This window comes from Stenotrophomonas sp. AG209, assembly GCF_003550055.1.
Classification (GTDB): Bacteria; Pseudomonadota; Gammaproteobacteria; order Xanthomonadales; family Xanthomonadaceae; genus Stenotrophomonas.
In genome coordinates, this window is the sequence record NZ_QXDB01000003.1 from 84980 (window position 1) to 110183 (window position 25204).

At 65.2% G+C, this 25204-nt stretch carries 26 protein-coding genes; 3 read left to right on the forward strand and 23 right to left on the reverse strand.

The annotated features are described in order from the left end of the window. Positions 1-169 precede the first annotated feature (169 nt). From DFO63_RS15500 to DFO63_RS15585, 18 genes are all read right to left on the reverse strand, one after another. A complete protein-coding gene (locus tag DFO63_RS15500) occupies positions 170-880 on the reverse strand; it encodes a hypothetical protein (protein ID WP_101764756.1) in 711 nt (236 codons plus the stop codon). Then, positions 880-1209 (reverse strand): hypothetical protein, encoded by a 330-nt coding sequence (locus DFO63_RS15505; RefSeq protein ID WP_101764755.1) that lies wholly within the window; start codon positions 1207-1209, stop codon positions 880-882. The genes DFO63_RS15500 and DFO63_RS15505 overlap by 1 nt, the downstream gene beginning before the upstream one ends. Continuing rightward, positions 1209-4697 (reverse strand): phage tail protein, encoded by a 3489-nt coding sequence (locus tag DFO63_RS15510; protein WP_119007307.1) that lies wholly within the window; start codon positions 4695-4697, stop codon positions 1209-1211. Before DFO63_RS15510 ends, DFO63_RS15505 begins: the two co-directional genes overlap by 1 nt. Beyond that, positions 4694-5287 carry a tail assembly protein gene (locus tag DFO63_RS15515; protein WP_119007308.1) on the reverse strand — a complete coding sequence of 198 codons (594 nt, stop codon included), beginning with the start codon at positions 5285-5287 and terminating at the stop codon, positions 4694-4696. Before DFO63_RS15515 ends, DFO63_RS15510 begins: the two co-directional genes overlap by 4 nt. Beyond that, positions 5280-6020 (reverse strand): C40 family peptidase, encoded by a 741-nt coding sequence (locus tag DFO63_RS15520; RefSeq protein WP_119007309.1) that lies wholly within the window; start codon positions 6018-6020, stop codon positions 5280-5282. The genes DFO63_RS15515 and DFO63_RS15520 overlap by 8 nt, the downstream gene beginning before the upstream one ends. A gap of 62 nt (positions 6021-6082) precedes the next feature. Then, positions 6083-6778 carry a phage minor tail protein L gene (locus tag DFO63_RS15525; RefSeq protein ID WP_101764751.1) on the reverse strand — a complete coding sequence of 232 codons (696 nt, stop codon included), beginning with the start codon at positions 6776-6778 and terminating at the stop codon, positions 6083-6085. 152 nt (positions 6779-6930) lie between these two features. Beyond that, positions 6931-8067 carry a hypothetical protein gene (locus tag DFO63_RS15530; protein WP_119007310.1) on the reverse strand — a complete coding sequence of 379 codons (1137 nt, stop codon included), beginning with the start codon at positions 8065-8067 and terminating at the stop codon, positions 6931-6933. Positions 8068-8151: 84 nt separating this feature from the next. Further along, positions 8152-9306, reverse strand: a complete 1155-nt coding sequence (locus DFO63_RS15535) for a hypothetical protein (protein WP_119007311.1) — start codon at positions 9304-9306, stop codon at positions 8152-8154. 33 nt (positions 9307-9339) lie between these two features. Continuing rightward, complete coding sequence (locus DFO63_RS15540) at positions 9340-10491, reverse strand: hypothetical protein (RefSeq protein ID WP_119007312.1); 1152 nt, start codon at positions 10489-10491, stop codon at positions 9340-9342. A 103-nt stretch (positions 10492-10594) separates the two neighbouring features. Then, positions 10595-11767 carry a hypothetical protein gene (locus DFO63_RS15545; RefSeq protein WP_119007313.1) on the reverse strand — a complete coding sequence of 391 codons (1173 nt, stop codon included), beginning with the start codon at positions 11765-11767 and terminating at the stop codon, positions 10595-10597. 2 nt (positions 11768-11769) lie between these two features. Beyond that, on the reverse strand, positions 11770-12099 hold the full coding sequence (locus DFO63_RS15550) for a phage tail protein (protein WP_119007314.1): 330 nt from the start codon (positions 12097-12099) through the stop codon (positions 11770-11772). After that, on the reverse strand, positions 12099-13247 hold the full coding sequence (locus DFO63_RS15555; protein WP_119007315.1) for a phage tail tape measure C-terminal domain-containing protein: 1149 nt from the start codon (positions 13245-13247) through the stop codon (positions 12099-12101). The genes DFO63_RS15550 and DFO63_RS15555 overlap by 1 nt, the downstream gene beginning before the upstream one ends. 76 nt (positions 13248-13323) lie before the next feature. Continuing rightward, positions 13324-13623 carry a DUF1799 domain-containing protein gene (locus DFO63_RS15560; protein WP_259337438.1) on the reverse strand — a complete coding sequence of 100 codons (300 nt, stop codon included), beginning with the start codon at positions 13621-13623 and terminating at the stop codon, positions 13324-13326. Positions 13624-13631: 8 nt separating this feature from the next. Continuing rightward, entirely contained in the window at positions 13632-13940 is a 309-nt protein-coding gene (locus tag DFO63_RS15565) for a phage tail assembly chaperone (protein ID WP_014645599.1), read from the reverse strand. Next, complete coding sequence (locus DFO63_RS15570) at positions 13940-14599, reverse strand: phage tail protein (protein ID WP_119007316.1); 660 nt, start codon at positions 14597-14599, stop codon at positions 13940-13942. The genes DFO63_RS15565 and DFO63_RS15570 overlap by 1 nt, the downstream gene beginning before the upstream one ends. A 71-nt stretch (positions 14600-14670) precedes the next feature. After that, positions 14671-15027 (reverse strand): DUF3168 domain-containing protein, encoded by a 357-nt coding sequence (locus DFO63_RS15575; RefSeq protein ID WP_101764746.1) that lies wholly within the window; start codon positions 15025-15027, stop codon positions 14671-14673. A 23-nt stretch (positions 15028-15050) separates the two neighbouring features. Further along, the gene (locus DFO63_RS15580) at positions 15051-15401 is read right to left on the reverse strand and encodes a head-tail adaptor protein (RefSeq protein WP_119007317.1); all 351 of its coding nucleotides are present in this window, start codon (positions 15399-15401) and stop codon (positions 15051-15053) included. Continuing rightward, positions 15398-15910: a head-tail connector protein gene (locus DFO63_RS15585; protein WP_069138078.1), complete on the reverse strand. Its 513-nt coding sequence runs from the start codon at positions 15908-15910 to the stop codon at positions 15398-15400. The genes DFO63_RS15580 and DFO63_RS15585 overlap by 4 nt, the downstream gene beginning before the upstream one ends. Positions 15911-16288: 378 nt before the next feature. Between DFO63_RS15585 and DFO63_RS15590 the strand changes: the two genes are divergently transcribed. Beyond that, complete coding sequence (locus tag DFO63_RS15590; protein ID WP_101764744.1) at positions 16289-17245, forward strand: cation transporter; 957 nt, start codon at positions 16289-16291, stop codon at positions 17243-17245. 111 nt (positions 17246-17356) lie between these two features. Beyond that, a complete protein-coding gene (locus DFO63_RS15595; RefSeq protein ID WP_032128196.1) occupies positions 17357-17782 on the forward strand; it encodes an organic hydroperoxide resistance protein in 426 nt (141 codons plus the stop codon). Between the two features lie 213 nt (positions 17783-17995). Here the strand turns inward: DFO63_RS15595 and mmsB are convergent, their stop codons facing one another. From mmsB to DFO63_RS15620, 5 genes are read right to left on the reverse strand one after another with little or no spacing between them, the layout of a single operon-like run. Continuing rightward, the gene (gene mmsB / locus DFO63_RS15600; protein ID WP_119007318.1) at positions 17996-18886 is read right to left on the reverse strand and encodes a 3-hydroxyisobutyrate dehydrogenase; all 891 of its coding nucleotides are present in this window, start codon (positions 18884-18886) and stop codon (positions 17996-17998) included. Further along, entirely contained in the window at positions 18883-20058 is a 1176-nt protein-coding gene (locus DFO63_RS15605) for an enoyl-CoA hydratase/isomerase family protein (protein WP_119007319.1), read from the reverse strand. Before DFO63_RS15605 ends, mmsB begins: the two co-directional genes overlap by 4 nt. Then, positions 20055-20852 carry an enoyl-CoA hydratase gene (locus DFO63_RS15610; RefSeq protein ID WP_101764742.1) on the reverse strand — a complete coding sequence of 266 codons (798 nt, stop codon included), beginning with the start codon at positions 20850-20852 and terminating at the stop codon, positions 20055-20057. Before DFO63_RS15610 ends, DFO63_RS15605 begins: the two co-directional genes overlap by 4 nt. After that, entirely contained in the window at positions 20849-22015 is a 1167-nt protein-coding gene (locus DFO63_RS15615; RefSeq protein ID WP_071229412.1) for an acyl-CoA dehydrogenase family protein, read from the reverse strand. Before DFO63_RS15615 ends, DFO63_RS15610 begins: the two co-directional genes overlap by 4 nt. Positions 22016-22029: 14 nt before the next feature. Beyond that, a complete protein-coding gene (locus DFO63_RS15620) occupies positions 22030-23535 on the reverse strand; it encodes a CoA-acylating methylmalonate-semialdehyde dehydrogenase (protein WP_049399840.1) in 1506 nt (501 codons plus the stop codon). 115 nt (positions 23536-23650) lie between these two features. Between DFO63_RS15620 and DFO63_RS15625 the strand changes: the two genes are divergently transcribed. Beyond that, complete coding sequence (locus DFO63_RS15625) at positions 23651-25018, forward strand: short-chain fatty acyl-CoA regulator family protein (protein ID WP_032128200.1); 1368 nt, start codon at positions 23651-23653, stop codon at positions 25016-25018. Positions 25019-25204: the final 186 nt, after the last annotated feature.

The following is a 25204-nucleotide window of genomic DNA, read 5'->3' on the forward strand; positions in this document are numbered from 1 at the left end:
CTGCAGTGGAAAGACGCGGGTTCCTGAGCCGGGCGGGCCGGCTGCCGATGTGCGGCAAGGGTCAGGGTGGCGTGATCACTGCAGTGCGTCGTCGGGGAGCGTGGGAACGGCGCAGTCTACGGGAAGGGCCCGGGCGGCTCAAATGGCTGCCCGGGCCGGCAATCCCCGCTCAGTAGGTGTAAGCCGCAAGGACGAAACTTGGCAGGCGCGAAGCGAACGTCTGGTAGGACGCTCCACTGAGGGAACGCTGGCGATTGGCAGCCCGCCGGGTGAAGTTGACCCGCATCTGCGATGCATTCGGCGTACTGATGGCTGCCGAATAGCGCATGTTGGTACGGATGGTGGGGTTGCCGCTGGGCATGGCGTAGACGTCGTGGCAGAGGCCGATGTCTGACAGCAGGTAGGCAAGATTGTCGCCTGGGCCGTTGATCAGGTCACCGGTGAGGATGTTCTCGTTGGACGTCTCGCTGGGAAGTGGCGGCCGGGCGCCGGTCGTATTGACCAGGCCCGCCATGCGCAGCGGGCGGCTGCTCATGTCCCACTGCAGCGAGCCATCAGCGTTGTAGACCTGCATGCCGGTGTTGTTGCTGGGAACCGCATGTCCCCATGCCCACCATTCGAAGCTGGTGGTTCCCTGGGCCATGTTCCAGCCGAAACCCGCAGTGCCGGTGGAAATCCGCGTGGAGCCGCCATTGCAGCGGATGAACACCAGGTAGGGCACGCTCTGCGCCGGAAGGCTGACCGAGCCGTTCTGGCCCAACGGCGACGTGTTGCTGCCGATGGTTTCCACGCCCTTGCCTGCCGCGAAGAAGGCAAGGGCGTGTGCGTTGACCAGAACGGGGACACCGCTGTCGTTTGTGACTTCAAGGCCGACGGTCATCAGAAGCTCCCGTAGAAGACATAGGCATTGGGATTGGTGGTCGTCATGAACGTGAAGTTGAGTGTGAGGTAGTCGCCCTCGGCGGCGCCTGGTTTATTGAAGGACATGAATGCCATGTTCGGCGCGGAGAACTGGTTTCCATTCATGTCCTGCCAGCTGTCCCAGAAGGTGCTCGGCAGAATCGCGAATGGCTGCCCCATGCCCGCCATGCCCACATAGATGCTGTCTCTGGTGCTGACGTGCATCTCACCCATCACCTTGCCGGCACGATCATTGGTGTCGAACCACATCTGCCCATCCGGGCCGAATATCTGCATACCGGTTGCCATTACCAGATCCCCATGCGGACGCGGACGCGGCCGTTGTTGTCGTAAACGTGGATGACGCTGTCGTTGATGGTCAGGCGGCCGCCATTCTCGGGGCCGTTCATCGTCAATGTGCCGTTCTTGTCGAGCCTCCAGCGCGGTTGCCCACCGGCGCCGACCGCATTGGACTGGATCACGTCGCCGATCATGGCGTTCTGGATCCAGCCATTGCCGATCAGTGCCTGGCTGATGAAAGTCTGCCCGCCCTGCACCACGAAGGGCGCACTGACCTGGCCGCTGTTGGTGTTGAACAGCGCGAAGCGATCGGCCTGCATCAGGATCTGGCTCTGGTAGCTGCCATCCGGCTGCTGCTCGACGCCAAGCCCCATGCCGGCCATGTAGATCTGCCCGGCACTGCTGATCTGCGCCTTGACCGTATAGGTTGCGCTGACCTTGCCATCCAGGTTCACCACGGCCTGCGAGACCTGCTGGACCGCGGCACTGACACCTTCGATCCTGCCGGGCACACCCTCGATGGACGCTTCAACCGTATCTACACGCCTGGCCAGTGCCGCGTCCTTCTCGGCCATCACGCTGTAGACGGTGATGGCACCGGCGCTGACATCGTTCTCGCCGACGTTGTAGTCCTCCTCACCGGCGGTGTGGTCGCTGACCTGGGCGAACAGGCCATCGACCTTCTGCCCCTGCGCGGTCACCTTGCCATCGACATCGGTGACGTCCAGTTCCAGCTGGTCGACGCGGCCGACGATGGCGCCAGCCTCGGCGATGGCGTCGCCGATGTTCTTCCAATGGCTGCCCGGCGGCGTCTCGTTGCCTGCGGCAGTGCCCTGCCAGCTCCAGATCCGACCGTCGTGGATGACAGTCTGACCCGGGGTGTAGGTTGCCGCGGCATCCCAGACCAGCGGCAGCACTTCGGTGACGCGCTCGATCTTGCCCTTCAGCTGTTGGCCCAGCGCGCTTTCGTTGATGCGGCCGGCGAAATAGGCATCGTAGTCCGACGGGTTGCTGCTGGACTCGCCCAGAACACCCGCCTCCACCGGATGCCACGGACCCACGTTGCCGCTGCGATCGACCAGGCGCCCCCAGAACCAGAAGCGTGCACCCGCCGCGAGACCGTTCATCTGGTGCCGCGACTGTGGATAGGCGAAGTCGCCGAGCTTGATGGCGGCTGCACGATCCGGGCTGGTGCTGTACCAGAGTTCAGTGCGCTCGGTATCCGTGGCGCCTGCCGGGAACTGCCAGGCCAGCTCGATGCCGAACACCCGGCTGCGCGCGGTCAGCGAGGTCAATGCCGGTGGCGGCGTCGTCTTGCCTTCAATGGTGGTGAGCACACTGAGCGTCGGCTGCGATACCGCGCCCAGCGCATTGACCGCGCGTACCCGGGCCAGATACTCGCCCGCATAGACGCCCCGCACTTCCAGGCTCTGTGTGCCGACGCGGCCGGCGCGGACCCAGTTGAGATCACCACGGCGCCATTCCACGTCATAGCCGATCGCCTTGTCCGCCGCATCCCACTCGATGGTGAGCACGGACGTGGCAATACCCTGGTCCACCACCACATGCGAGGCCATCCGCACGTTGGCCGGTGCCGGCTGCACGCTGGGCGGAATGATGCTGATCGGCGGCTGCTCCAGGCGCGTGCCGTCGTCGATGGCGGCGTACTTGCCCGGCACGTGCTTGAGCGCGGTGATCTGATAGGTCAGGTCCTCGCCTTCGCTGATCGACAGCACGCGATAGTGCTGCAGGGCCAGCTCCGGCGATTCCAGTGCCCAGACCGACTGCGCCACCGGCACCGCCGACCACGGCGCGGTGACCGTTATCGTCTCGCCGTCCACCGACTGCACGGTGCGTGCTTCGGTCTGCCCGCTGGGCAGCGTGGCACGCAGGGTGTCACCGGCCGCGATCTGTTCCGGCACGCGATCCAGCACCAGGCTGCGCGTACCTGCACTGCGGATGCGACCCGCATTGCGGCGGCCAGCGCGGTTCGGGTCGGCCACCTGGATCACATCGCCAGGCATGCAGCCCAGCGCGTCCAGGCCCACCGAGAAGCTGATGGTTTCGGTTTCCAGCATCTCGGTGTGCAGGATGTGGTTGCCCACGCGCTGCGCCTGCGAACGCGAGTGGCAGCCCACCGCCGTCACTTCGGTCTGGTTGATGCCGTAGCGGGCCACACCGGGCAGGTGCTGTACCACTTCGACCTTCTGCCGGCCGAAGTCATCCGGATCGATCCACGACACCAGCGCCACCGTGTGCCGCGCCGTGCGGCTGCTGCCGGCATAGTGGAAGCGCCCTTCGATGACGTTGGCCTGGCTGTAGGTCAGCACCGGGTCCTTGGGCATGTCGGCCGAGGCCATCACCTGCCCCGCCGCATAGAAGCTGATGCCGCGGAACATGGTGGCGATGTCCTGCAGCACGCGATAGGCCTCGGCGCGGGTCTGCAGATACAGGCTGCAGGTGAAGCGCGGCTCTTTGCCGCCCTGGCCATCGCTGACCAGTTCATCGCAGTAGCGCGCGATCTGGTACAGCCGCCACTTGTCCACCCAGTCCAGCGGAACACGATGGCCCAGGCCAAAGCGATCGTTGGTGACGATGTCGAAGAACACCCAAGCCGGGTTGTTGGTCCACCCGCTCTTGAAGGTACCGTCCCACACGCCGCTGTAGAGACGGCTGAGCGGATCGTAGTTGGAGGGGATGCGCACGATGCGCCCCCACAGCTGGTAGGACCGGGTGGGGATGTTCTGGAACTGGCTGGCGTCGACCTGCACCGCCGCCAGCGCGCAGTTCGGATAGCGCAGCTTGGCATCGATGATCTCGGTCATCGACAGCACGTTGATGGTATCGGCGATGGTGCTGCTGTTGGCGTTGGCGGTCAGCCGGCGGATCCGCACCTGCCACTGGTTGCCGGCAGGCAGATCGATGCGGCGGCTGCGCTCGTACTGGCTGGTGGTCTTGCCACTGAAGGCATCGGTCAGCACCGTGCTGAACGGGCCGCCGTCGGTGGACAGATCCACCGCGTACATGATCCGGTAGCCTTCAGTGTCACCGTTCTCGGTGTTGGTCTTCTGCAACGCCGGTACCGCAAAGCGGATACGGACGGCCGACAGGTCAGCACCGGATACGGTGCGTACCACCGGCGCATCACTGCGCAGCTCGACATTGACGCCAACTTCGTTCTCGATGGAGGGGAAGCCGCTGATGTGCTCCTGGTCCTGGGTGCCGGAACGCGTCTGCACGTCCACGCCGGAGAAGTTCAGCGTGCCGTCGGGATTCTCGATCGGCACCTGGTCCAGGTAGATCGACTGCTTGCCGGCGACCAGTCCGCGGATCTCGCCTTCGCTGGCGAGGTCGATGATGCGGGCCACCGCCATCGAGTGCAGGCTGTCGGCGGTTTCGACCGGGGTTCGGGCGTTGCTCGCGCCCTTCTTGGCGCCCGCCAGTACGGGCGCGGCTGCACCGCGCGTGCGCAGCGTGGAATGAGTGATCTGGTTCAAAACTGGTCCTCCGCCAGGATGCCGCCGCTAATCACGGCCGAGCCGATGAACATGCCCTTGCTGTCATGGCCACCATAGGCGACCGGAACGGGGTTGCCCTGCGCCTGCGTGTTGACGGTGCCGTTCATGCTGTAGCTGGGCGCGTTTTCGGGTGTGTCTTTGGCGCCCAGGCCTTTTGGCTGGGGGGAGAGCATCTGGGTGATCCCGCCAACCACCATGCTGACGCCGGTTGATACCAGTGCAGCCCCACCAGCCCAAGATGTGTAGCTCCCCACAACGATCAGCACGATGCCAATGATGGTTTGCAGTACGCCTCCCCGCTTGCTACCCACCATCACCGGCGCGATGCGGATGTCATCCTGGCCTGGCGGATCGTGCAGCTGATCCCGCGACAGGTTCTGCCGGCCATTGAACACGGCAAATTCCATGCCCTTGGCTTTGGCACCCATCAGGTACTGCTGGAACCCCGGCAGCATCGTGCACAGCGCATGCACGGCCTCGGCCGGGCTGTTCACCGCCAGCCGGAACCTGCGTCCGAAGCGGGCACCCAGCTTGCCGTACAGGCGGATCGTACGAAGACGGTCAGTCATGGCGCACCTCGCGATGGCGGACGATGCAACGGGTGCGCTCGGCCCACATGCCGCCGTAGGGCACGGTCTCGGACAGGCGGCCATGCAGGTGATGCAGCATCTGCCCGTCACCGAGGTAGATGCCTGCGTGGTTGGTAACCGGCGAGCGGATCTGCATCAGGATCATGTCGCCCCGCTGCGGTTCGCCCTCGATCAGGTCGAAGCCCTCGGCGTGCAGCCGTTCAAGGCTGTACAGGTCCTGGCCATGGCTCCACCAGTCATCCTGGCGCTCGTACTCGGACAGCCGGATGCCCAGTTCGCGCGCGTGGAAATCGCGGACCAGGCTGTAGCAGTCCAGTACACCGTGGGCGAACTGGCGACCGACCAGCGGTGCCATGTAACCTGAGGGATGCAGGGTCTGCAGATCAGCGCACAGCGGTGGCTCGCCGGTTACCTGGCCGACGCTGACAATGTGCCAGGTCAGCCCGCTGCGCTCGCACATGACCCGATCGGCATCGGACGGCGTTGCAGCGGCATCGGGGTGGCTGTGCACCAGGGCCAGCACCTCGCCCTTGTCCTCGGCCACGGCATAGTCCTCAGCCGGCAGGCGGAAATGCTCGCTGGGCGTGGCGGCCACGTTGCGGCAGGGAAGATAGCGTTCGTGGCCTTCAATGGCCACGATCAGCCCGCAGCATTCGCGCGGGTACTCGGCCACGGCGTGCGCCTGGATGGCCTGCAGGGTTGTCGGTTGCATGTTTCACCCATGAAAAAGGCCCGCGCGGGCGGGCCTGGAAAGTGGAGTCGGGAAGGGGTCGATCAGGAGCGCAGCAGGCCTGCGGCGGGGAAGCCGCCATAGGGCAGCGGCTTGTCCTGGCCAAAGCGCAGCTTGCAGCTGCGCACCCGGCCGCCGCACTGGTCGCGTGCCGGATCGTCGGTGGCGACGTCGTCGCTGTCCGCTACCGCCGGACCGTTGTAGCCGCAGTACGCGCCGCGATAACCGCCACGCACCAGCCAGCCACACATGCCGGCGATGATCTGCCTGCCCGGCAACTGCTGGCCATTGAGATCAATCGCGGTGGTCAGCTCGAACTCGACCATCTGCTTGTCTTCGCCGATCTTGCGCTCGATGAACCAGACTTCGTCGGGGAAATGCTCGGCAGGATCCGCACTGGGATTGCCTTCCTCGAAGTTGGTGGCATCCAGGTACTTGGCCAGCGTCTGCCGGCGGATGATGCGGGCACCGACCAGGTCATCGAACAGCAGGCACATGGCGGTGATGCGGCCATCGATGTTGCTCACGCGCAGGCGTGGGTTCGGTGGCTGGTCACTGGTGCGTTCGAAGCCACTGGCCTCGATCGGCCAGGGGCCATACTCCTGGCCCTGCCACCAGATGACACCACTCTGCAGGTGTGCGTGGAAGAAGAGCTTGTCGGCGCCGAAACTGCTGGCGTCGAGCTCGTAGACGGTGATGCGGCCACCCGGCTCAAGCTGCTGGGCATCGGCGGTGATCATGGGGTGTGCTCCTGTGCGGCAATGGGAAGAGGGCGTGGTACGGGATACCGCTCCTGGCCGCGCGGTACGATGACGTGGTGGCCCGGGCGCAGCGACGTAGTGGTAGTGAAGCAGGCGTGCTTTGACGCCTGCGGAAGCGTGGTTGTCATGGCTCAGAGCTCCGCATCGGCCTGCACCAGCACCTGTGAGGTGGTCGACCACACCACCACCGCGCCCCACTGCTGCATGTTGTTGGACATCGTGGACAGCACGGCCGCGTCCACGGTGGACTGCCAGCCCGGATCGCCACCGTTGAAGTTGATGAGGCTACCTTCGGAGCCGAAGCCGACCAGGTTGAGCGCGGCAGAGGGCGAGGTGACCCTGGGCGCCACGCGCTTGCGTACCTTGAACGGAATGCACGCGCGCGTGTCGCCGTTGGCGGTGTAGGTGATGCCCAGGATCCGGTTCACATCCACCGTCTCGTAGTAGCGCTGGCACAGCAACAGCTCCAGTGCTTCGGGCCGGCGATCGAAGTCGGTCGCGGTATCGCCTTCTTCGATCTGCACTTCGGCCAGCTGGACGCTGCCGCTCTTCTGCCCGGCGGCGAACGCCCGCCCGCCGAAGTCGGCACCGGCATCCAGCCAGAAGCTCAGTTGCAGGTAGCTGTCCGGGCCCAGCGTCTTGCCGGCAAGGCCCGGAACTTCCACGGTGACCTGGTGCCATCGCCACAGCGTATCGAGCACGACCGAGGCGCCGATACTATCGCGCGCGGTGGACCCGCCCGTTCCGTAGGACTGCTGCAGTTCCACACCGATGCGGAAATCGTCCACCGAGGACCGCGCCTTGAAGCTGATGGTGACGGTGCGCCCGGCCAGTGTCCGGACATCCTCGATGCGCTGTTGGACCAGCGCCATGTTGCCGGCACCGGCAACGCTCTGCACCTCCAGCCGAAGCAGATGGCGCGACCCAGCCAGCAGGCGCCCTGCCTGGCCGCCGCCTGGAGGCACATCCTCGCGCGTGGCAGCCACCGTGGTGCCGGTGGCATTGGCCTGCCAGCGGTCGGCGATGTAGCGAGTGCCCACGGATGCAGGGAACACTGCACCACGCTGCCAAAGGCGGAAGTCGCCGTTGATCAGGCAGTTGCGGCCAGCCATTCGGCCATCCAACCCATCCACCGCAGTCTGCACGGCATCCAACCCGCCATACACTTCGGCGAAGTTCTCGTTGATCTTGGTGAATGCCGGGCGCTGTGTTTCACCCCGCTTACCGTTCGCCTGAACGGTATCGAGGTCGATTATCTTTCTGCTCATTTAGCTTCCCATTCCGAATCAGCAAAGCCCAGGGACAGGTCGTTGCCACGCCTGAAAAAGACGGCGGAACGCCATACCTGATACTCAGTAAATCTCTGCATCCGCCGTCCAGTGGAACCAGCCCCCCCAGCGCCCGGGGGAATTGCCCCAGGCCACTTCGAAGACGTTCGTCGCGATCGTGGGAACCGATGCGGGCGTTCGGCTGCTGTCGTCCTGATTGACATATCCGGGCTCGACCACATTGTTGTTGGGCCTGACGACAATCACCGGCGTCACTCGCTTGCACGTCTTGAATGGCACCGACAGGTAACTGGTTGCGCCGCTCGCAGCCGAGTTGCCCCAACTGTAGCGACCGCTGTTGGTCGGAGTTCCAGGAACGACGTCATTGTCATAGGACTTTTCGTAGTAGCGCTGGCACAGCTGCAGCTCTTGGGCCAGCGGGCGCAAGTCGAATGCCGTTGCCCGGCTACCGCGCTCCAACTGCATCATCGCGATACCGAACTCTCCGTTCTGGCCGGAGATGACACCGCCATAGGCATCCGCGCACAGATCCACCACCAGCCACAGGAAATCGCTGTCGGCATTGCTTCCCAGCGTCTTCCCCTTCACCGATGGCAGTCGCGCACTAAGCTGGAAATAGGTCCAGGACGCGGCGGTGACCGCTACGGTTCCCAGCTCCACGCTGATCGCGGCGGACGGCGAACCACCGGTGCCAAAGTGCTGGATGAGACGAACACCGATGCGTTTTCCTGGCGGGCCATAGGCGAAGCCGGAAACGGTCACCTCGCCGTCGGACAGGGTGACCGCCCCTTCGATTTTCTGTGCGACGTAGGCGCTGCTACCTGCACTGGTCTTGGAAACGACGCTGTTGAGGAAACGGCGCGATTCCGGCGCGGCGCCGCCGGCAGGCAGATTGGCCCCGCGATTTGCGGTATGCGTGCAGCCCAGCGCTGCCACCGTCCAACGATCGGCCACATAGATCTCGCCGCCCTGGGTGGTGCCGGTGGTGCCCCGCTGCCAGAAATCGAAGTTGCCGTTGATCAGGCGGTTCCTGCCTGGAACTGCGGTCTGAAGAGCACGCTCCAGTGAATCCACACGCTGTCCGATCGCGGTCACGCCATCCAGCGCGCCATACACTTCTGCGAAGTTCTCATTGATTTTTGTGAACGCTGGGCGCTGCGTTTCACCCCGCATCCCGTTCGGCTGAACGGAATCGAGGTCGATGATCTTTCTCGTCATTGCTGTCGTCCTGAAAGTCCTGGGGGCGCCCAATCACAGCTCGGCTTCGGCCCACCAATGCCACCACCCGCCCCAGCGACCTGGATTGTTGGTCCAGCTCACTTCGTAGCAGGAGGGTGATGCATAGTTGACGAGGCAGGGCACGCGGGACACGTCATCCTCGGCGATGTGTCCGTTCTGCTGGGTGGTATCGGCCGAGATGATCATCACGTAGGGATGGGCACGCTTTGCCGTCTGGAATCGCACACTCTGGTAATGCGCCATTCCCGGCGAGTTGACCGAGAACGCCTCTCGCCCTTCGTTGTTTGCCGTGTTGGGTAGGATGTCGAGGTTGTAGCTCTTCTCGTAGTACCGCTGGCACAACGCGAACTCCATGCCCAGCGGGCGCCAGTCGAAGCGCGTGGCCACACGTCCCGGCTCGACCTGGAATTGTGTGAAGCCAAACGAGCCGTTCTGCGCCACCAACTCACCCTTCTGGCCGGTGCCGCACAGGTCGAACACCACGTAGAGATGGTCGTTGCCATGGGTGCCCAGCACCTTGCCCTTGGTGCTCGGTAAAGTGACGGTGACGCTGTGGTGTGTGGCCGAGGTGCCCAGTGTGAGCACACCTGCTTCGATCACCACCTCCGGCGCGGGCGAGCCGCCCGTGCCGAAGTTCTGGATGACGCGCACGCCGACCTTGCGGTTCGGTGCATCGCTGTTTGCCCACACAGAGATGGTGATGTCGCCGCTCGCGCTGCGCACCCCCTCGATCTTCTGTCCCATCCAGGCGCCACTGCTGGCAGCGGCACCGGACACGGTACATACCAGGATCGACCGCGTGTCTTCCGGGTAGCCACTCTGCCCCTCGTAGGCCACGCGCTGGACGTCATGGTTGCAGATCAATGCCGAGTTGGTGAAGCGATCGGCAAAGAACGTCTCTGCCCCCAGGGTGCCAGACCCGCTACCGACACGGCCGGAGGTCCGGCGTTGCCAGAACTGAAGGCCACCATTGATAAGCAGATTCCTTCCCGGAACGCGCTCGGTGATGGCATTCCCCACGGTCTCCGGAATCTTCGCGACATCGGTCAAGGCGTCGTAGACCTCGGCGAAATTCTCGTTGATCTTGGTGAACGCCGGGCGCTGTGTTTCACCCCGCTTTCCGTTCGGTTGAACGGAATCGAGGTCGATGATCTTTCTTGCCATTAGTGGCTCCTTGAACGAGGTGAATCGGTGGCGGCCGATCGGAGTTCGAGTACTTTCATTCAGTCACGGCTTCCCGACTGGTCCCGCAGGTGTAGGAATGCACTCAGAGTTCGGCATCGGCGGTGTAGTGGCCTGCCAGCAGAACAGATCCGCTTACCAGGAAACCTGCGCCGCCCACGTCCGCCATGAACGCCTGGCTCGTTGCCATGACTACATTGGTCAGGGTTCCCGCGCGCCATGCTCCGCCAGCGGCGTCGTAGTACCTCCAGAAGCTCGGCGATCCGATGTCACCACCTTCTCCGCCTGCGTGGAAAAGCAGCTGTGGCGTGCCGCGCATCGTGCCCTTGAACTCTGCAACAACGCGGCAGGTGCCACTGTTGAAGGCCACTGCATTCCGGTGGACGGCGGAGCTGCTCCTGCTGTTGGGCACCTCTGCAACAGGGAAGGACTTCTGGTAGTAGCGCTGGCACAGCGCAAGCTCGTGGGCCGGTGATCTCCACTCGAAGCGGGTCGCCCGTGCGCCGGCTTCCCACTGCATTTCACCGAAGTACAACTGGCCTGCCTGCGCGCCGAGCCCTCCTGTGCGCGCGTTGAAGTCGCTGCCTGCCGAGAGCCATACCGCACAGATGACCGAATCATCGCCACCGCCAAGCGTCTTACCGTAGATGGAAGGAAGACTGACGGTCTTGCTGATCCGGTTCAGGCCCTGTGCGAGCGTAAACACTTCCGGCTGTATCCCCGTGACAGTGGGGCTTCCGCCTGTTCCGAAGCGCTGCAGGAATTCGACTGCGATCTTTCTCCCTGCAGTGCCTGCGTTGTAGACCAGGAAGGATAGCGTGCTCTCTGATGCGGCAAAGGTCCGCACACTTTCCACACGCTGCTCGAACAGGAAATGGTGTCCGGCAGCGTTGTGGTTCCCGTTGCAATTGGCGGCCAACGTGAACAGGCTTTTCGGGAAGTTCGCATCGCCCGGGGCAACGGGTGATTTGAATATGCCTGCTCCGTCCATCCCTCCCTGCTGTGCAAAGAATCTGTCCGCACAGTAGGCAGCAGCAGCGGTGAAGTTGTCCCCACGCTGCCAGAAGTCGAAATTCCCGTTGATCAAGCGGTTCTTTCCCGAGACAGAGTCTGCGATGGCACCGGGGATTCCCTCCAGCGCCAACGCAACATCCTGAAAGTTCTGGTTGATCTTGGTGAAGGCGGGCCGCTGGGTCTCTCCACGCTTTCCGTTGGGCTGGATGGTATCCAGGTCGATCCGTTGAAGATCCATGCTCATGCCTACGCCTGGAAGGTCTGCTCGAACGTCGCGGTGATGGTCGAGACCTGTCCACCGAGATGGCTGTCGGTGTAGGAATCACACATGTACAACCCCTGCCCCAGTGGCCCCTTCCACAGGAAGCTGCGGCCGGCATGACCATCCAGGAAGGCCACGATCTCGCTGATGGTCCTGCGGTTGCCTACGAACTGCAGCTGGTAACTGCGCGAGGTGGCGTTCAGGCCATCAGCGGCGGCCTGCGCATAGCCATCACCGAACTTCGCGCGCTTCACGGCGGCGGTGGTGGTCCCGGTGCTCTGGCTGGTTGCCGGCCAGGTGAAAGTGTCGGTCATTACATGGCACTCCTGCTGAGCACACCACCTGCCTTCAGGTCACGACTCTGCAGTTCGCGGTACTTGCGTTCCACGAACTGGCCGATCTCGTTGCCGAACTGCTGCAGCATGCTTTCGTTGGTGGTGACTTCCTTGCCACCGTTGTTGTCGATGCGGATGCTCACACCCACGCCACCGCCACTGCCTCCACCGCCATGTGCGGCCACGCCGAGACGGCCGTCCGGCCCGCGCTGCAGCGGCATGATCGCTTCCGGTCCCGCTTCGCCGAATACGCCGGCACCCTTGGCGAAGGCGAACAGCTGCGGGGTGTCATAGACACCGCCGGAGTAGACGGAGAGGCCGGGCGATCTGAAGGTGCCTCCCTTTGCAAAGCCGGAGATCGGAATTGATTCCTTCTGCACGGGCCCCACACTGCCACCGAAGAGCATCTTCACGCCCCAGACGATGGCCTGCTGGATCGCAATCTTCTTCAGATCCGCGATCAGTGCCTTGGTCAGTTCATGATGGTTGGATTTGCCGGTGGTTACGAAGTTGTAGAGCGCCGTTCCGGCGGCATCAAATGCCTTGGTGAAGACAGTCTGCGTGTTCGTCGCGGCATCCTGTGCCTTCGCGGTATAGGCCTCGAACGCATCCTGGAATCCGTTCTCGATACCCTTCATGCCCGTCTTGATCTTCCGCGAATCGTCTTCCTTCTCGTCCTTTTTCGCGCCCGTCTTCTCGGGCTTCGCGATGTTCAGGTACGTACCCCTGGCCGAACGCCGCGCATCAGCGAGGAAGCCGCTGCGACGTTCACCATCGGTGGACAGTCTGTCCAGGTTGCGCGCGGTAGCATCAGATGCGACTTCTCCGGGTGTCCTGCCATCACGCCGGGCGTCCTCTGCGGAACTCTGCGCCTGCTCCAGCGCAGCTTGTACGACTGCCAGCGTTCCAGCCAGCTTCTGAACCATGGTATCGGCGAGGGAGATGCTGCTTTGAAGTACACCGTTGAGTGCGGACTGAAGCACCGTGCTCTTCTGCGCATACTGCTGCTGAAGCTGCGTCAGTGCATTGAACTCGGCCATGCTGCGCGTCGCGGCCTGGACGGCGGAGTCCAGCCTGGCGTTGATCTCAACAGCAGCAGCCGTCGCTCCGAGCGTTGTGTCGGCCATGAAATTCTCCTGGCTTGAATGGGGCCTCACGTGCTGGCGAGGCCGTTGTCTGGCATCGGCGTTGGCCGCTGCCTGCTTATTCGTGCTGCATGTGCTTCAGGGCCGCATGCTCGATGACGCGGATGCCCGCCATCACTTCAGCGTGCCGCTCCGGCACAAGCGCTTCGCGCTGCAGCTCCTGATAGACCACGTTGTAGTCCAGCCCGATCGGGCCACCTGCGCCAACGCGCCACTGGGTGGAAACCCGTGAGAAAACCTCGATGGGAAGCACACACTCGGGCCACAGCTCGACCTGCGGCGGTGGAAAGTGCTTTGCCTTCAATCCAAGCTGCATCAGCTCGGACTCGGTGGGGGCCCGCCAGTACAGGGCCCCCACCGCCTCGATCAGTTTCCCTTGCGTGCGACCTGCAGCGCCTGGGTGTAGCCACCGATGATGGCGCCATCCAGGCCGGCCTGCTGCTGCAGCGCCAGCTCGACGCCGGCGGTATCCAGCGCCACATCGGCATCCCAATCCACCACGATGTCCAGGATGGCCTGGGCCACGCTCAACGTGTCATCGCCCAGACGCTCCAGCAGGCTGGCGTAGTCGGCCACCGACAGATGCCGGTAGGTCAGGTTGAGCTTCTGCTCGCGACCGTGACCGACGATGGTCAGGGTGCTCTTGAAGCTCTCCGGCGCCTTTACCTGGAACATCAGGCGCCCTCGACCAGGATGGAGTCGGCCAGCGCGGTGAAGGTCGCGGTGGTGCCCATCGGGGTGTTTGCAGCCATGGTCGGGTCGCCGTTGTAGCTCAGGTAGCCGTACCAGTACAGCACGTCGCCGCCGACCAGCTTGGCGCGCAGGATCACCGGCTCGCCCTTGGCATCAACGTTCTTCAGCGCCGGGTACCACGGCTTCTTCGGATCGTAGAACAGCGGCAGGGTAATGGTCTTGGCGTTCTTGAAGGTCGGCAGCTGGACCTGGCGACCGGTCGGGTCTTCCAGCAGCGTGCCGCTCCAGTACTGCTGCTCGCCACCGGCGGTGGTCGGGTCGCCCTGCTGGTCCAGGTCGACGAAGGCGCCTGCCTTGCGCAGCACGCCGGCACCGCTGGTGCCCGGGAACAGCACGGTGTCGGTGGTGTCGATGCCCAGCAGTTCAACGCTGCCGGTGGCTTCAGCACCCGCGCGGGTGGCGCGGTTGTTCAGGGCCGGCCAGCCCGGCAGTTCAATGACCACCACATCGCCGGTGTCGACGCTGTTGGCGGCAACGCTGGCCAGTGCCGGCGCAGCCTTGGAGATCGCGGTGGTGGCGATCGCGGTGGAGACGACCGGTGCGAAACCGAACTGGGTGCCCTTGGGAAGCTTGAGTGCCATGGTGTATTTCCTCGTTGGATAAAAAAAAGCCCGGCGGTTGCCGGGCTGGGGTGTTGCACGGGTGAAGGGGTTTACGGGTCGGCGTACCACAGGCCGAAGTCGAGCCGCGCGCCGTGTTTGTGCAGCACCGGCTCATGCACGGCGATTGCAGCGCCGAACGACTCGGCGGTCGGCAGTCCCGCGCAGACCTGGTCCTCAATGGTGCGGATCAGGGTGTTGGCCTGGGCACGACTGTCTGCCCAGACGGTCAGCTGCACGCGAGCGTGCTTCTGTTCGGGAGTGGAACCTTCGTTGAACCACACGGACTGTCCACCCATCTGCTGGTAGACGGCACACGGGTAGATGACCGGTTCCGGCGGAACGTCGGGATACAGCCGGCCCTGCAGCAGCGGGGCCAGCAGCGCGTGCAGCTGTGCTTCGTAACTCATCGCGGTGTCCTGGTTGGCGTCGCTCAGGCAATGCCTGAAGACTGTTCGGTGAACAGCACCGTGGTCTGGCGCCGGCTGAAGTCCGGAGCAACGCCGGTGATGTTGAAAGCGCGACCGTCATGCACGATGCGCATGCCGACATGGATGCCGGCCTGTCGCGCGGCCGCCAATCGGACATGGAAGCGCTGGCGGCGGATTGTTGCCGGGAGGCGGCTTTCCAGCGTCAGCCGCTGCACGCTGTCTGTAGGATCGGCAGTGACGGCGGCCCACAGTTCTGCCACCGGCTGCCAGGCGTCCAGCGGCTGCCCCCAGGCGTCGAGCTGGCCGTCCTGGCGCTCGATACGGATGCGGCGATTGAGGTGGCCGGCGTTCATGGCGTTGCGGCCGGTCGGTACGGATCAAGCAGCGCGGCCACGCCGAACGGCAGTTCCATTGCGATGGCAGTGGCGCCTGCCGGTGCATCGAGCGTCTGTGCAGAGACGACTACGGCTTCGCGATGGGCGTACAGGTGGCCCAGCAGCAGGCGTACCGCTGCACGGATGCTGTCATTGGCGGGCATGCCCAGCAGCAGGCGTGCACTGCGCGCGGTGGCCACGGCCAGGCGACGATCGGCCACATCCCGCATGGCCTTGGCCTTGGCCGCGTTGGTCTCGGCATTGGCGGCGGCAACCGCGGCTTCATGCCCGGTCACCGCCGCCGCCATGTCTTGCGGCAGCTGGTCCAGCGCCTGGTCCAGCGCGGCCTGGTCGGCGTACAGTTCGCGGCCCAGGTAGGCTGCGGCCGCGTCGCTGGCTGCTGCCAGCAGGTCACCCAGGATGGCGTCGTCAAAGTCGCCGTCGATACGGCAGTGCGCGCGGCACTGCTCAAGGGTCAGCAGGGGCATCGAATCCTCCTTCGTTGATGGATGTGGAGTGCCCCGACCCTGCGCGCACGGCGGCGCCCCACGCGGTCACCAGGACGGCGCGGGAAAAGCAGGATCGGGGCGGAAGACAGAACGGCCGCGACGGGAACGTCAGGGCCGGTGGCGATGGCGTCGCAGCGCGCGATGGCGCAAACGAAAGAAGCCCCCGGGGTCACCGGAGGCTTCTATGTCATCGTGGTACAAACGATACGCTTCGGGTGTGCACCCGTCAATCCGCAATCGGTTACCAGTCTGGTGACTTTTCCAGGCGCTGTGCGGCTGCGGTCACGGCGGCATGCTGCAGGCTGGATAGAATGGCGACGCGCTGCTTCCGCAGCCCATTTCCCGCTGGATTCCCGCATGCCTGCCACCACCGAACGCTTCTTCGATGCGCGTACCGAACAAGGCGTGCTGCGCCTGTCCATCGCAGGCTCACTGCTGCTGGCCGCGGCAGCGGTGGTGTTCGGCCTGCTGGCCAATTCCTCGCTGATCATCTTCGATGGCATCTACGGCCTGATCGATGTGGTGATGACCTGGCTGTCATTGCTGGTCGCACGGCTGATCGCTCTATCCACCAGCAGCGATGCGCTGCAGTCGCGTCTCAACCAACGCTTCACCATGGGCTTCTGGCACCTGGAGCCAATCGTGCTGGGCGTGAGCGGCACGCTGATGATCGGCGCGGCGCTGTATGCACTGGTCAATGCGGTGGATGCGCTGATGTCCGGCGGTCGCCACATCGCGCTTGGCCCGGCCATCGCCTTCGCCGGGTTGTCGATCGTCGGCGAAGGTGCGCTGGCCTGGTTCGTGCTGCGTGCCAACCGCCGCATCGGTTCGGAGTTCATCGCGCTGGACGCGAAGAACTGGGTGATCGCCGCCAGCATGTCGGCCTGCTATCTGCTGGCCTTCCTCGGCGGTGTGCTGGTGCGCGGTACCTCGCTGGCCTGGGTCGGGCCCTACATCGACCCGGCCATCCTCGCCTTCGTCTGCGTGCTGGTGATGATCGCCCCGCTGGGCACCGTGCGCCGCGCGCTGGCGGGCATCCTGCTGGTCACCCCACCAGAACTGCAGGCGCACGTGGACGCGGTGGCACGCGCGATCGTCGCCAAGCACGGCTTCGTCGAGCATCGCAGCTATGTCGCGCAGGTGGGGCGTGGCGAGCAGATCGAGCTGTTCTTCGTGGTACGCGAGGACGACCCGCCGCGGCCCCTGCTGGAATGGGACCAGCTGCGCGACGAGATCGGCGATGCGCTGGGCGAGGCCTCGCCGGACCGCTGGCTGACCATCATGTTCACCACCGACCGCGAGTGGACGATCTAGGCCGGCAGGACGATCAATCAAGTTTTTCGTACGAACTGCAACCCAACGTACGCAGAAACCGGGCAAAGTAGGCTCCAACGCAACACCCACCCACTGACCAGGAGCATCACGATGTCCATCGAAAAGGTTCTGTATACCGCCCAGGCCACCTCCACCGGCGGCCGTGAAGGCCGTTCCGTCTCGTCCGACAACGTGCTGGACATCCAGCTGTCGACCCCGCGCGAGCTGGGTGGCGCCGGCGGCCCGGGCACCAACCCGGAACAGCTGTTCGCCGCTGGCTACTCGGCCTGCTTCCTGGGCGCGCTGAAGTTCGCGGCCGGCCAGGCCAAGGTCGCGCTGCCGGCCGACACCACCGTCACCGGCAAGGTCGGCATCGGCCAGATCCCGACCGGTTTCGGCATCGAGGCCGAGCTGACCATCAGCGCTCCCGGCGTGCCGCGCGAGCAGCTGGAAGAGCTGGTGCAGAAGGCGCACATCGTGTGCCCGTACTCCAACGCCACCCGCGGCAACATCGACGTGACGCTGGTCGTTGCCTGATGCAGCGCCGGGGTCGGATCCCTTTGCCAATGGCAAAGGGCTCTGACCCCAACCGCGGCGTCTTCGGGGGTCAGAGCCCTTTCGCGATGCGAAAGGGATCCGACCCCCAAAAAAAATGGGCGGATGCCGGTCGAAACCGAACATCCGCCCATCCCACCTTCGTTGTCCCACATGGGGGCATGAGGTTGCCGGCCAGCGGCCGGCACTACCAGGTCAATTCTCGCTCGTGATGAGCTGCACGACGCTGGAGAAATCCAGCTTGCCGCGGCCGGCCTGGTGGTTCATCGAGTACAGGTTGCGGGCCACTTCGCCCAGCGGGATCGAGGCGCCGACACTCATCGCCGCTTCCACCGCCAGGCCCATGTCCTTGAGCATCAGATCGCTGCCGAAACCGCCGCTGTAGCCACGCGAGGCCGGCGCATTCTCCAGCACGCCCGGCCACGGGTTGCACACTTCGGTGGCCCAGCTGCGGCCGGTGCTGACCGCCATCATCTGCGACAGCACCTTCGGGTCCAGCCCGTGCGCCACGCCGAGGGCAATGGCTTCGCCGGTGACCGCCATGATCACGCCCAGCGCCATGTTGTTGCACAGCTTGGCCACCTGGCCGGCACCGCTGGCGCCGACGTGGAAGATGTTCTTGCCCATCGCCTGCAGCACCGGGCGCGCGCGTTCCAGCGCGTCCTCCTCGCCACCGACGATGAAGGTCAGGGTGCCGGCCTGGGCACCGGCGGTACCGCCGGATACCGGCGCGTCGATCATCTGCAGGCCACGTGCGGCGGCGGCTTCGGAGACCTTGCGGGCGCTGGCCGGGGCGATCGTGCTGCAGTCGATGACCAGCGCACCGGCCGGGATCGCGGCGAGGATGCCGTCGTCGCCCAGGTACACGCCTTCGACGTGGCGGCTGGCCGGCAGCATCGAGATCACCACTTCGGCACCGGCCAGGGTGTCGCGGGCCGACGATGCGGCGCTGGCACCGGCATCGACGGCGGCCTGCACCGCGGCCGGAACCAGATCGAACACGCGTACGCTGTGGCCGTTCTTGACCAGATTGGCGGCCATCGGGCCACCCATGTTGCCCAACCCGATGAATGCAATGTGGCTCATGCAAGGCTCCTTTCAACAAGGGGAGTGCCCAGGTCGGCCAGCGGATGCGCGGCAGCGGCCCAGGGGGAAGCGAAGAAGGTGTCGGCCCACGCGCCGGTGGCCTCGGCCAGGGTGGCCGGGTCCCACTGCGGATTGCGGTCCTTGTCGATCAGCAGCGCGCGGATGCCTTCGGCGAAATCACCGTGGGCGGCGCAATGCAGGGCGACGATGTACTCCAGGCGGTAGATCGCGGCCAGGTCCTGGCCGGCACTGCGGCGCTGCAGCTCGTACGACAGCCGTGCCGAACCGGGTGCACCGGCGGCGAGGGTCTTCTGTGCCGCCTGCAGCCAGGCATCGTCGGTCTGCAGACCGGCAATGCGCGCAATGATGGCCTGCAGGTCATCGCCTTCGCACAACGCATCAACCTGCGCCGCATTGGCCAGCAGCGGGCCGGTGGCGGCGTCACTGGCATGCGACTGCAGCAGATGGCTGAGGCGTTCGTGGTTGTGTGCGGCGCTGCTGGACCACGCGACCTGCAGCAGCGCATCGAAGACCGCGCTGCGGCGTTCTTCGGCCACATGCACGTCGGCCAGGCCGGCGTAGATGGCATCGCCCGAGTTCAACAGCGCGCCGGTCAGGGCCAGGAACAGGCCGCCCTTGCCCGGAACGCGCGGCAGCAGCCAGCTGCCACCCACATCGGGGAACAGGCCGACGGTGATTTCCGGGAAGGCCAGCTTGGAGCGCTCGCTGACCACGCGGTGGCTGGCGCCGGACATCAGGCCGATGCCGCCGCCCATCACGATGCCGTGGCCCCAGCACAGGATCGGCTTGGCGTAGGTGTGGATGAGGTAATCGACGCGGTATTCAACGTCGAAGAACTCAGCGGCGTAGTCGTTCTCGCGGATGTCGCTGCGGCCGGCCTCGCGGAAGGCGACCATGCTCTTGTACAGGCTATGCAGGTCGCCGCCGGCGCAGAACGCCTTTTCACCGGCGCCCTGCAGCACCACCATGGCGATACCGTCGTCGTCGGCCCAGGCATTCAACTGCTTCAGCAGCAGGTGCGCCATCGGCAGCGAGAAGCCGTTGAGCGTACGCGGCGCATTGAGCGTGGCGATGCCGATGCGCGTGCCGTTGCCGGCCACGCGCTCTTCGAACAGCACCGGTGCGTCGTCGGCAGCGGTGTCGGTGCTCATGCGTTCTTCCACTGCGCGGCGCGCTTTTCCAGGAAGGCGGTCACGCCCTCGACCTGGTCGGCGGTGTCGAACAGGTCGACGAAGGCTTCGCGCTCGGCCACCAGCGCCGAAGCGTGGGTGCCGGTGCGGGTGGACTGCACCAGAGTCTTGCAGGCGGCGATGCTGGTCGGGCTCTGCTTGCCGGCCTTCTTCGCCCATTCCAGCGCCAGCGCCTTGGCTTCGCCCTTGCCGACCTTTTCTTCGGCCAGGCCGATGCGCAGCGCGGTCTCGGCGTTGATGCGCTCGCCCAGCAGGATCATGCGCTTGGCCCAGCCCTCGCCGACCAGGCGCGGCAGGTTCTGGGTGCCACCGGCGCACGGCAGCAGGCCGACGGTAGCCTCCGGCAGCGCGACCTGGGCATGGTCTTCAATGATGCGCAGGTCGCAGGCCAGCGCGCATTCCAGGCCACCGCCCATGGCGTAGCCGTTGATCGCGGCGATCGACACGCCACGGAACCCGGACAGCGCTTCGAAGGCTTCGCCGAAGCGGCGCGCGGCTTCACGTGCAGCGGCCTTGTCGCCGGAGGCGAACTGGTTGAGGTCGGCACCGGCGGAGAAGAATTTCTCGCCGTCACCGGTGATCACCAGCGCATAGATGTCGCGGTCTGCGTTGAGCGCGCCCACCAGGTCGCGCAGCGCCGACAGGCTGTGCACGGTCCAGGTATGCGCCGGCGGGTTGTTCAGGGTGACCATGGCGGTGTGGCCATCCACCTCGACCTTCAGGCCCACGTGCTCCTGGGTACGCCAATCCTTCATCGCAGTTCCTCTTCGGTGTTGAGCAGGTGACGGGCAACGATCACCCGCATGATCTCGTTGGTGCCTTCCAGGATCTGGTGCACGCGGCAGTCACGCAGCAGGCGCTCGATCGGGTACTCGCGGATGTAGCCGTAGCCACCGTGGATCTGCAGTGCTTCGTTGCAGACGTTGAAACCGGCATCGGTGGCGAAGCGCTTGGCCATCGCGCACCACACGTTGGCGTCGCTGGCACCGGCATCGAGCTTGCGCGCGGCGGTGTGCACCATCTGCCGTGCAGCCACCAGCTGGGTGACCATGTCGGCCAGCTTGAACTGCAGCGCCTGGAACTCGGCCAGCGCCTTGCCGAACTGGCGGCGCTCGCCCATGTAGCGGCGCGCGGCATCCAGCGCGCCCTGCGCCGCACCCAGCGAGCAGGCGGCGATGTTGATGCGGCCGCCATCGAGTCCCTTCATCGCCAGCTTGAAGCCGCCGCCTTCCTCTCCCAGAAGGTGGCTGACCGGCACGCGGACGTTTTCGAAGGTGATGCCACGGGTGGGCTGGCTGTTCCAGCCCATCTTCTCTTCCTTGCGGCCGAAGCTGATGCCCGGCAGGTCCGCCGGCACCGCAATGGCGCTGACACCGCCGGCACCGGCACCACCGGTACGTGCCATCACCACCAGCAGCTCGGTGGCACCGGCGCCGGAAATGAAGGCCTTCGAGCCGTTCAGCACATAGAAGTCGCCATCGCGCACGGCGGTGGTCTTCAGCGAGGCCGCATCGGAACCAGCACCCGGTTCGGTCAGGCAGTACGAAGCCAGCTTGTTGCCCGAAGACAGATCGGTGCCCCACGCATCGCGCAGTGCCGGCTGGCCCCACTTGGACACCATCCACGAAGCCATGTTGTGGATGCTGATGTAGGCCGCCGTCGACGGATCGACGTTGGCGAGCTCCTCGATGACGACGGCGGCGTCCAGTCGGCTCAGGCCGCTGCCGCCCACTTCCGGGTCCATATACAGACCGCAGAAGCCCAGTTCACCGGCCTTGGCGATCGCCTCGCGCGGAAAGATGCCCTCCGCATCCCATCGCGCGGCGTGCGGCGCCAGTTCGGCCTGTGCGAAGTCGCGCGCCGCCTCGCGGTACGCCTGCTGCGCTTCTTCCAGTTCCGTCGTCATCGAGTGGCTCATGGCTGCTCCTGCCGTTACTTCAGGCTGATCGTGGTGTTGACGCCATGGCTCAGCGTCTCGTCATCGAACCAGCGCGCGGTGACCGTCTTGGTCTGGGTATAGAACAGCACCACCTGCTTGCCGTACGGGCCCAGGTCGCCCAGCTTGGACGCGCGCGAACCGGTGAACGAGAACAGCGGCACCGGCACCGGGATCGGCACGTTGATGCCGACCTGGCCGACGTCGATGTCTTCCTGGAACTTGCGCGCGGCAGCGCCGGACTGGGTGAACAGCGCGGTGCCATTGCCGTTCGGGTTGCTGTTGACCATCGCGATGGCCTCTTCCAGCGTTTCCGCTTCGAGGATGACCAGCACCGGCCCGAAGATTTCTTCCTGGTAGATGCGCATGTCGGTGGTGACACCGGCAAAGATGGTCGGGCCGACGAAGTTGCCCTTCTCGAAACCATCGACCTGCGGCTTGCGGCCATCGAGCACCAGCTTGGCGCCCTGCTCCACGCCCGAGGCGATCAGGCCTTCCACGCGCTCGCGGGCGCTGCAGGAAATGACCGGGCCGACATCGGTGCCGGCCACGGTGCCGCCGCTGACCTTCAGGGTCTTGGCCTTGGTGACCAGGTCCTGCACCCAGTTGCGTGCTTCACCGACCAGCACCAGGGTGGAGGCGGCCATGCAACGCTGGCCCGCGGCACCGAAAGCAGCGCCGACCATCGCGTTGAGGGTCTGTTCCTTGTTGGCGTCCGGCAGCACCACGGCGTGGTTCTTGGCGCCCATCATGCACTGCACGCGCTTGCCGGCCAGCGAGGCACGGTTGTAGACGTGGGTGCCGACGCGGGTGGAACCGACGAACGAAACGGCCTTGATGTCCGGGTGGTCGCAGATCGCGTTGACCACTTCCTCGCCACCGTGGACGACGTTCAGCACGCCCTTCGGAATGCCGGCTTCCAGGGCAAGCTCGACCAGGCGCATGGTGACCATCGGGTCCTGCTCGGACGGCTTGAGGATGAAGGTGTTGCCCGTTGCAATCGCCATCGGGAACATCCACAGCGGGATCATCGCCGGGAAGTTGAACGGGGTGATGCCGGCGCACACGCCCAGCGGCTGCATGATCGTGTAGGTGTCCACGCCATTGGCCACGTTGTTGGCCAGCTCGCCCAGCTGCAGGTTGCCGATGGCGGCGGCATGCTCGACCACTTCCAGGCCACGGAACACATCGCCTTCGGCGTCGGGCAGGGTCTTGCCCTGTTCGGCGGTGAGGATGTGGGCCAGCTCGCTCATGTTTTCGCGGATCAGCTGCTGGTACTTCAGGAAGATGCGCGCACGGGTGCCGATCGGGGTCTTGCGCCAGGTCTTGAAGGCTTCCTTGGCGGCGGCGACGGCGGCATCCACTTCGCCGGTGGTGGCGAACGGCACCTTGGCCAGCACGTCCTGGGTGGCCGGATTGATCACGTCCTGCCAGTGGGAGGTGGCCGATTCAACGAACTGGCCATCGATCAGCATGCGGATACGGGGCGCTGCAACAGTCATGACGACAATCCCACAGGGTGCGAAAGATGCTTGGCATTATTCACAGCACCCACCTCGATTTCCGGGCTGAATCCGCTTAATCTGGCCAACACGCCAGACGATTCATGTTAATTCTGTGAATTATTCAGCCCCCCAGCGACAACTTGGCCTGCGCCTGCTGCGGCTGCGCGAGCAGCGCGGCTACAGCCAGGCGGATCTGGCACGGGCGCTGGGGCTGTCGGCCAGCTACCTGAACCAGATCGAGCGTAACAAGCGCCCGCTCACGCCGGCGGTGCAGAAGAAGCTGGGCGAGGTGTTGGGCGATGTTTCCGCACTGTTCGACGAGGATGAGCCCGCCGCGCTGCAGGAAGCACTGGGTGAAACCCTGCGCGATCTGGGCCTGGCCGAGGTCAGCGCCACCGAACTGCGCGCGCTGGCCGGCAACCTGCCGCAGGTCAGCCGCGCCCTGCTGGACCTGCATCGCCGCCACCTGGCGCTGCGCGAGCATGCCGCCGCACTGGAATTCCAGCTGGGCGAGCCCGGCGCCGGCAGCACCCTGCCGGCCGGCGACCAGGTACGCGAATTCTTCAACCGCATGCACAACCACATTCCCGAGCTGGACGAGCTGGCCGAGCAGCTGTTCGCCGAGTGGGGGCTGTCGCCCGGGCATGTGGCGCCGCGGCTGCGCCAGCTGCTGGCCGACCGCCATGGCGTGCTGGTGGAAGTGGCCGCCCTTCAGGCCGGGCGCGAGAAGCGGCAATACGATGCCGGTGCGCGGCGGCTGTGGCTGCCCGATTACCTGGAGCCCGGCCAGCAGGCGTTCCAGATGGCGGCCGAGCTGGCCCTTCACGGCTACCTGCCGCAGATCGATGCAGTGGTGGCGCGCGCCGGGTTCACCGATGAGGCACGCATCGCGCAGGCGCGGATCGGTCTCTCCAACTATTTCGCCGGCGCGTTGGTGATGCCGTACATGCGCTTCCTGCGGGCGGCCGAAACCAGCAGCTACGACATCGAACTGCTGGCGCATCAGTTCGGCGTCGGCTTCGAAGCGGTCTGCCATCGGCTGAGCACGCTGGCACGGCGCAGTGCGCCTGGCCTGCCGTTCTTCTTCATCCGCGTTGACCGCGCCGGCAATGTGTCCAAGCGCCATTCGGCCACCGATTTCCATTTCTCGCAGGTGGGCGGTTCGTGCCCGCTGTGGATCGTCTACGAGGCGTTCAACCAGCCCGGCCGCATCCTTACGCAGACGGCGCGCATGCCCGATGGGCGCCGCCATTTCTGGCTGGCGCGGCAGGTCAGCAGTGGCCCGGTGGGCCATGGCCAGCCGCGCAAGACCTTCGCGGTGGCACTGGGCTGCGATCTGCAGCATGCCGAGCGGCTGGTGTATTCACTGGGACTGGATGTGCAGAGCCCGGGCAACTCGGTATCGATCGGCCCGGGGTGCCGGGTGTGCCCGCGCGAGGACTGCATGCAGCGTGCGTTCGCGCAGTTGCCGGGGCGGTAGGGGTGGTTCGGCAGGGCTGCGCCCTGCACCTGCTTCAATCCAAGGCAACAGCAAAAGCAACAGCGGGCTTTCCGTGGGATGGCGGGGTGGATCCGGTTGCGGGGGACGCTGCAAGTACGTCCATGTAAGCTCGGTCGCCGCATCCATGCGGCTCACGCCCCCGCAACCGGACCCACCCCGCCTTCG

Coding starts and splice junctions, on each gene's coding strand:
- DFO63_RS15595 (WP_032128196.1), top strand. CDS start 17,357: ATGTCCATCGAAAAGGTTCTGTATACCGCCCAGGCCACCTCCACCGGC.
- DFO63_RS15530 (WP_119007310.1), bottom strand. CDS start 8,067: ATGAGCAGAAAGATAATCGACCTCGATACCGTTCAGGCGAACGGTAAG.
- DFO63_RS15615 (WP_071229412.1), bottom strand. CDS start 22,015: ATGAGCCACTCGATGACGACGGAACTGGAAGAAGCGCAGCAGGCGTAC.
- mmsB (WP_119007318.1), bottom strand. CDS start 18,886: ATGAGCCACATTGCATTCATCGGGTTGGGCAACATGGGTGGCCCGATG.
- DFO63_RS15610 (WP_101764742.1), bottom strand. CDS start 20,852: ATGAAGGATTGGCGTACCCAGGAGCACGTGGGCCTGAAGGTCGAGGTG.
- DFO63_RS15565 (WP_014645599.1), bottom strand. CDS start 13,940: ATGTTCCAGGTAAAGGCGCCGGAGAGCTTCAAGAGCACCCTGACCATC.
- DFO63_RS15525 (WP_101764751.1), bottom strand. CDS start 6,778: ATGATCACCGCCGATGCCCAGCAGCTTGAGCCGGGTGGCCGCATCACC.
- DFO63_RS15540 (WP_119007312.1), bottom strand. CDS start 10,491: ATGGCAAGAAAGATCATCGACCTCGATTCCGTTCAACCGAACGGAAAG.
- DFO63_RS15590 (WP_101764744.1), top strand. CDS start 16,289: ATGCCTGCCACCACCGAACGCTTCTTCGATGCGCGTACCGAACAAGGC.
- DFO63_RS15515 (WP_119007308.1), bottom strand. CDS start 5,287: ATGACTGACCGTCTTCGTACGATCCGCCTGTACGGCAAGCTGGGTGCC.
- DFO63_RS15580 (WP_119007317.1), bottom strand. CDS start 15,401: ATGAACGCCGGCCACCTCAATCGCCGCATCCGTATCGAGCGCCAGGAC.
- DFO63_RS15520 (WP_119007309.1), bottom strand. CDS start 6,020: ATGCAACCGACAACCCTGCAGGCCATCCAGGCGCACGCCGTGGCCGAG.
- DFO63_RS15505 (WP_101764755.1), bottom strand. CDS start 1,209: ATGGCAACCGGTATGCAGATATTCGGCCCGGATGGGCAGATGTGGTTC.
- DFO63_RS15605 (WP_119007319.1), bottom strand. CDS start 20,058: ATGAGCACCGACACCGCTGCCGACGACGCACCGGTGCTGTTCGAAGAG.
- DFO63_RS15575 (WP_101764746.1), bottom strand. CDS start 15,027: ATGAGTTACGAAGCACAGCTGCACGCGCTGCTGGCCCCGCTGCTGCAG.
- DFO63_RS15550 (WP_119007314.1), bottom strand. CDS start 12,099: ATGACCGACACTTTCACCTGGCCGGCAACCAGCCAGAGCACCGGGACC.
- DFO63_RS15570 (WP_119007316.1), bottom strand. CDS start 14,599: ATGGCACTCAAGCTTCCCAAGGGCACCCAGTTCGGTTTCGCACCGGTC.
- DFO63_RS15500 (WP_101764756.1), bottom strand. CDS start 880: ATGACCGTCGGCCTTGAAGTCACAAACGACAGCGGTGTCCCCGTTCTG.
- DFO63_RS15585 (WP_069138078.1), bottom strand. CDS start 15,910: ATGCCCCTGCTGACCCTTGAGCAGTGCCGCGCGCACTGCCGTATCGAC.
- DFO63_RS15620 (WP_049399840.1), bottom strand. CDS start 23,535: ATGACTGTTGCAGCGCCCCGTATCCGCATGCTGATCGATGGCCAGTTC.
- DFO63_RS15535 (WP_119007311.1), bottom strand. CDS start 9,306: ATGACGAGAAAGATCATCGACCTCGATTCCGTTCAGCCGAACGGGATG.
- DFO63_RS15545 (WP_119007313.1), bottom strand. CDS start 11,767: ATGAGCATGGATCTTCAACGGATCGACCTGGATACCATCCAGCCCAAC.
- DFO63_RS15555 (WP_119007315.1), bottom strand. CDS start 13,247: ATGGCCGACACAACGCTCGGAGCGACGGCTGCTGCTGTTGAGATCAAC.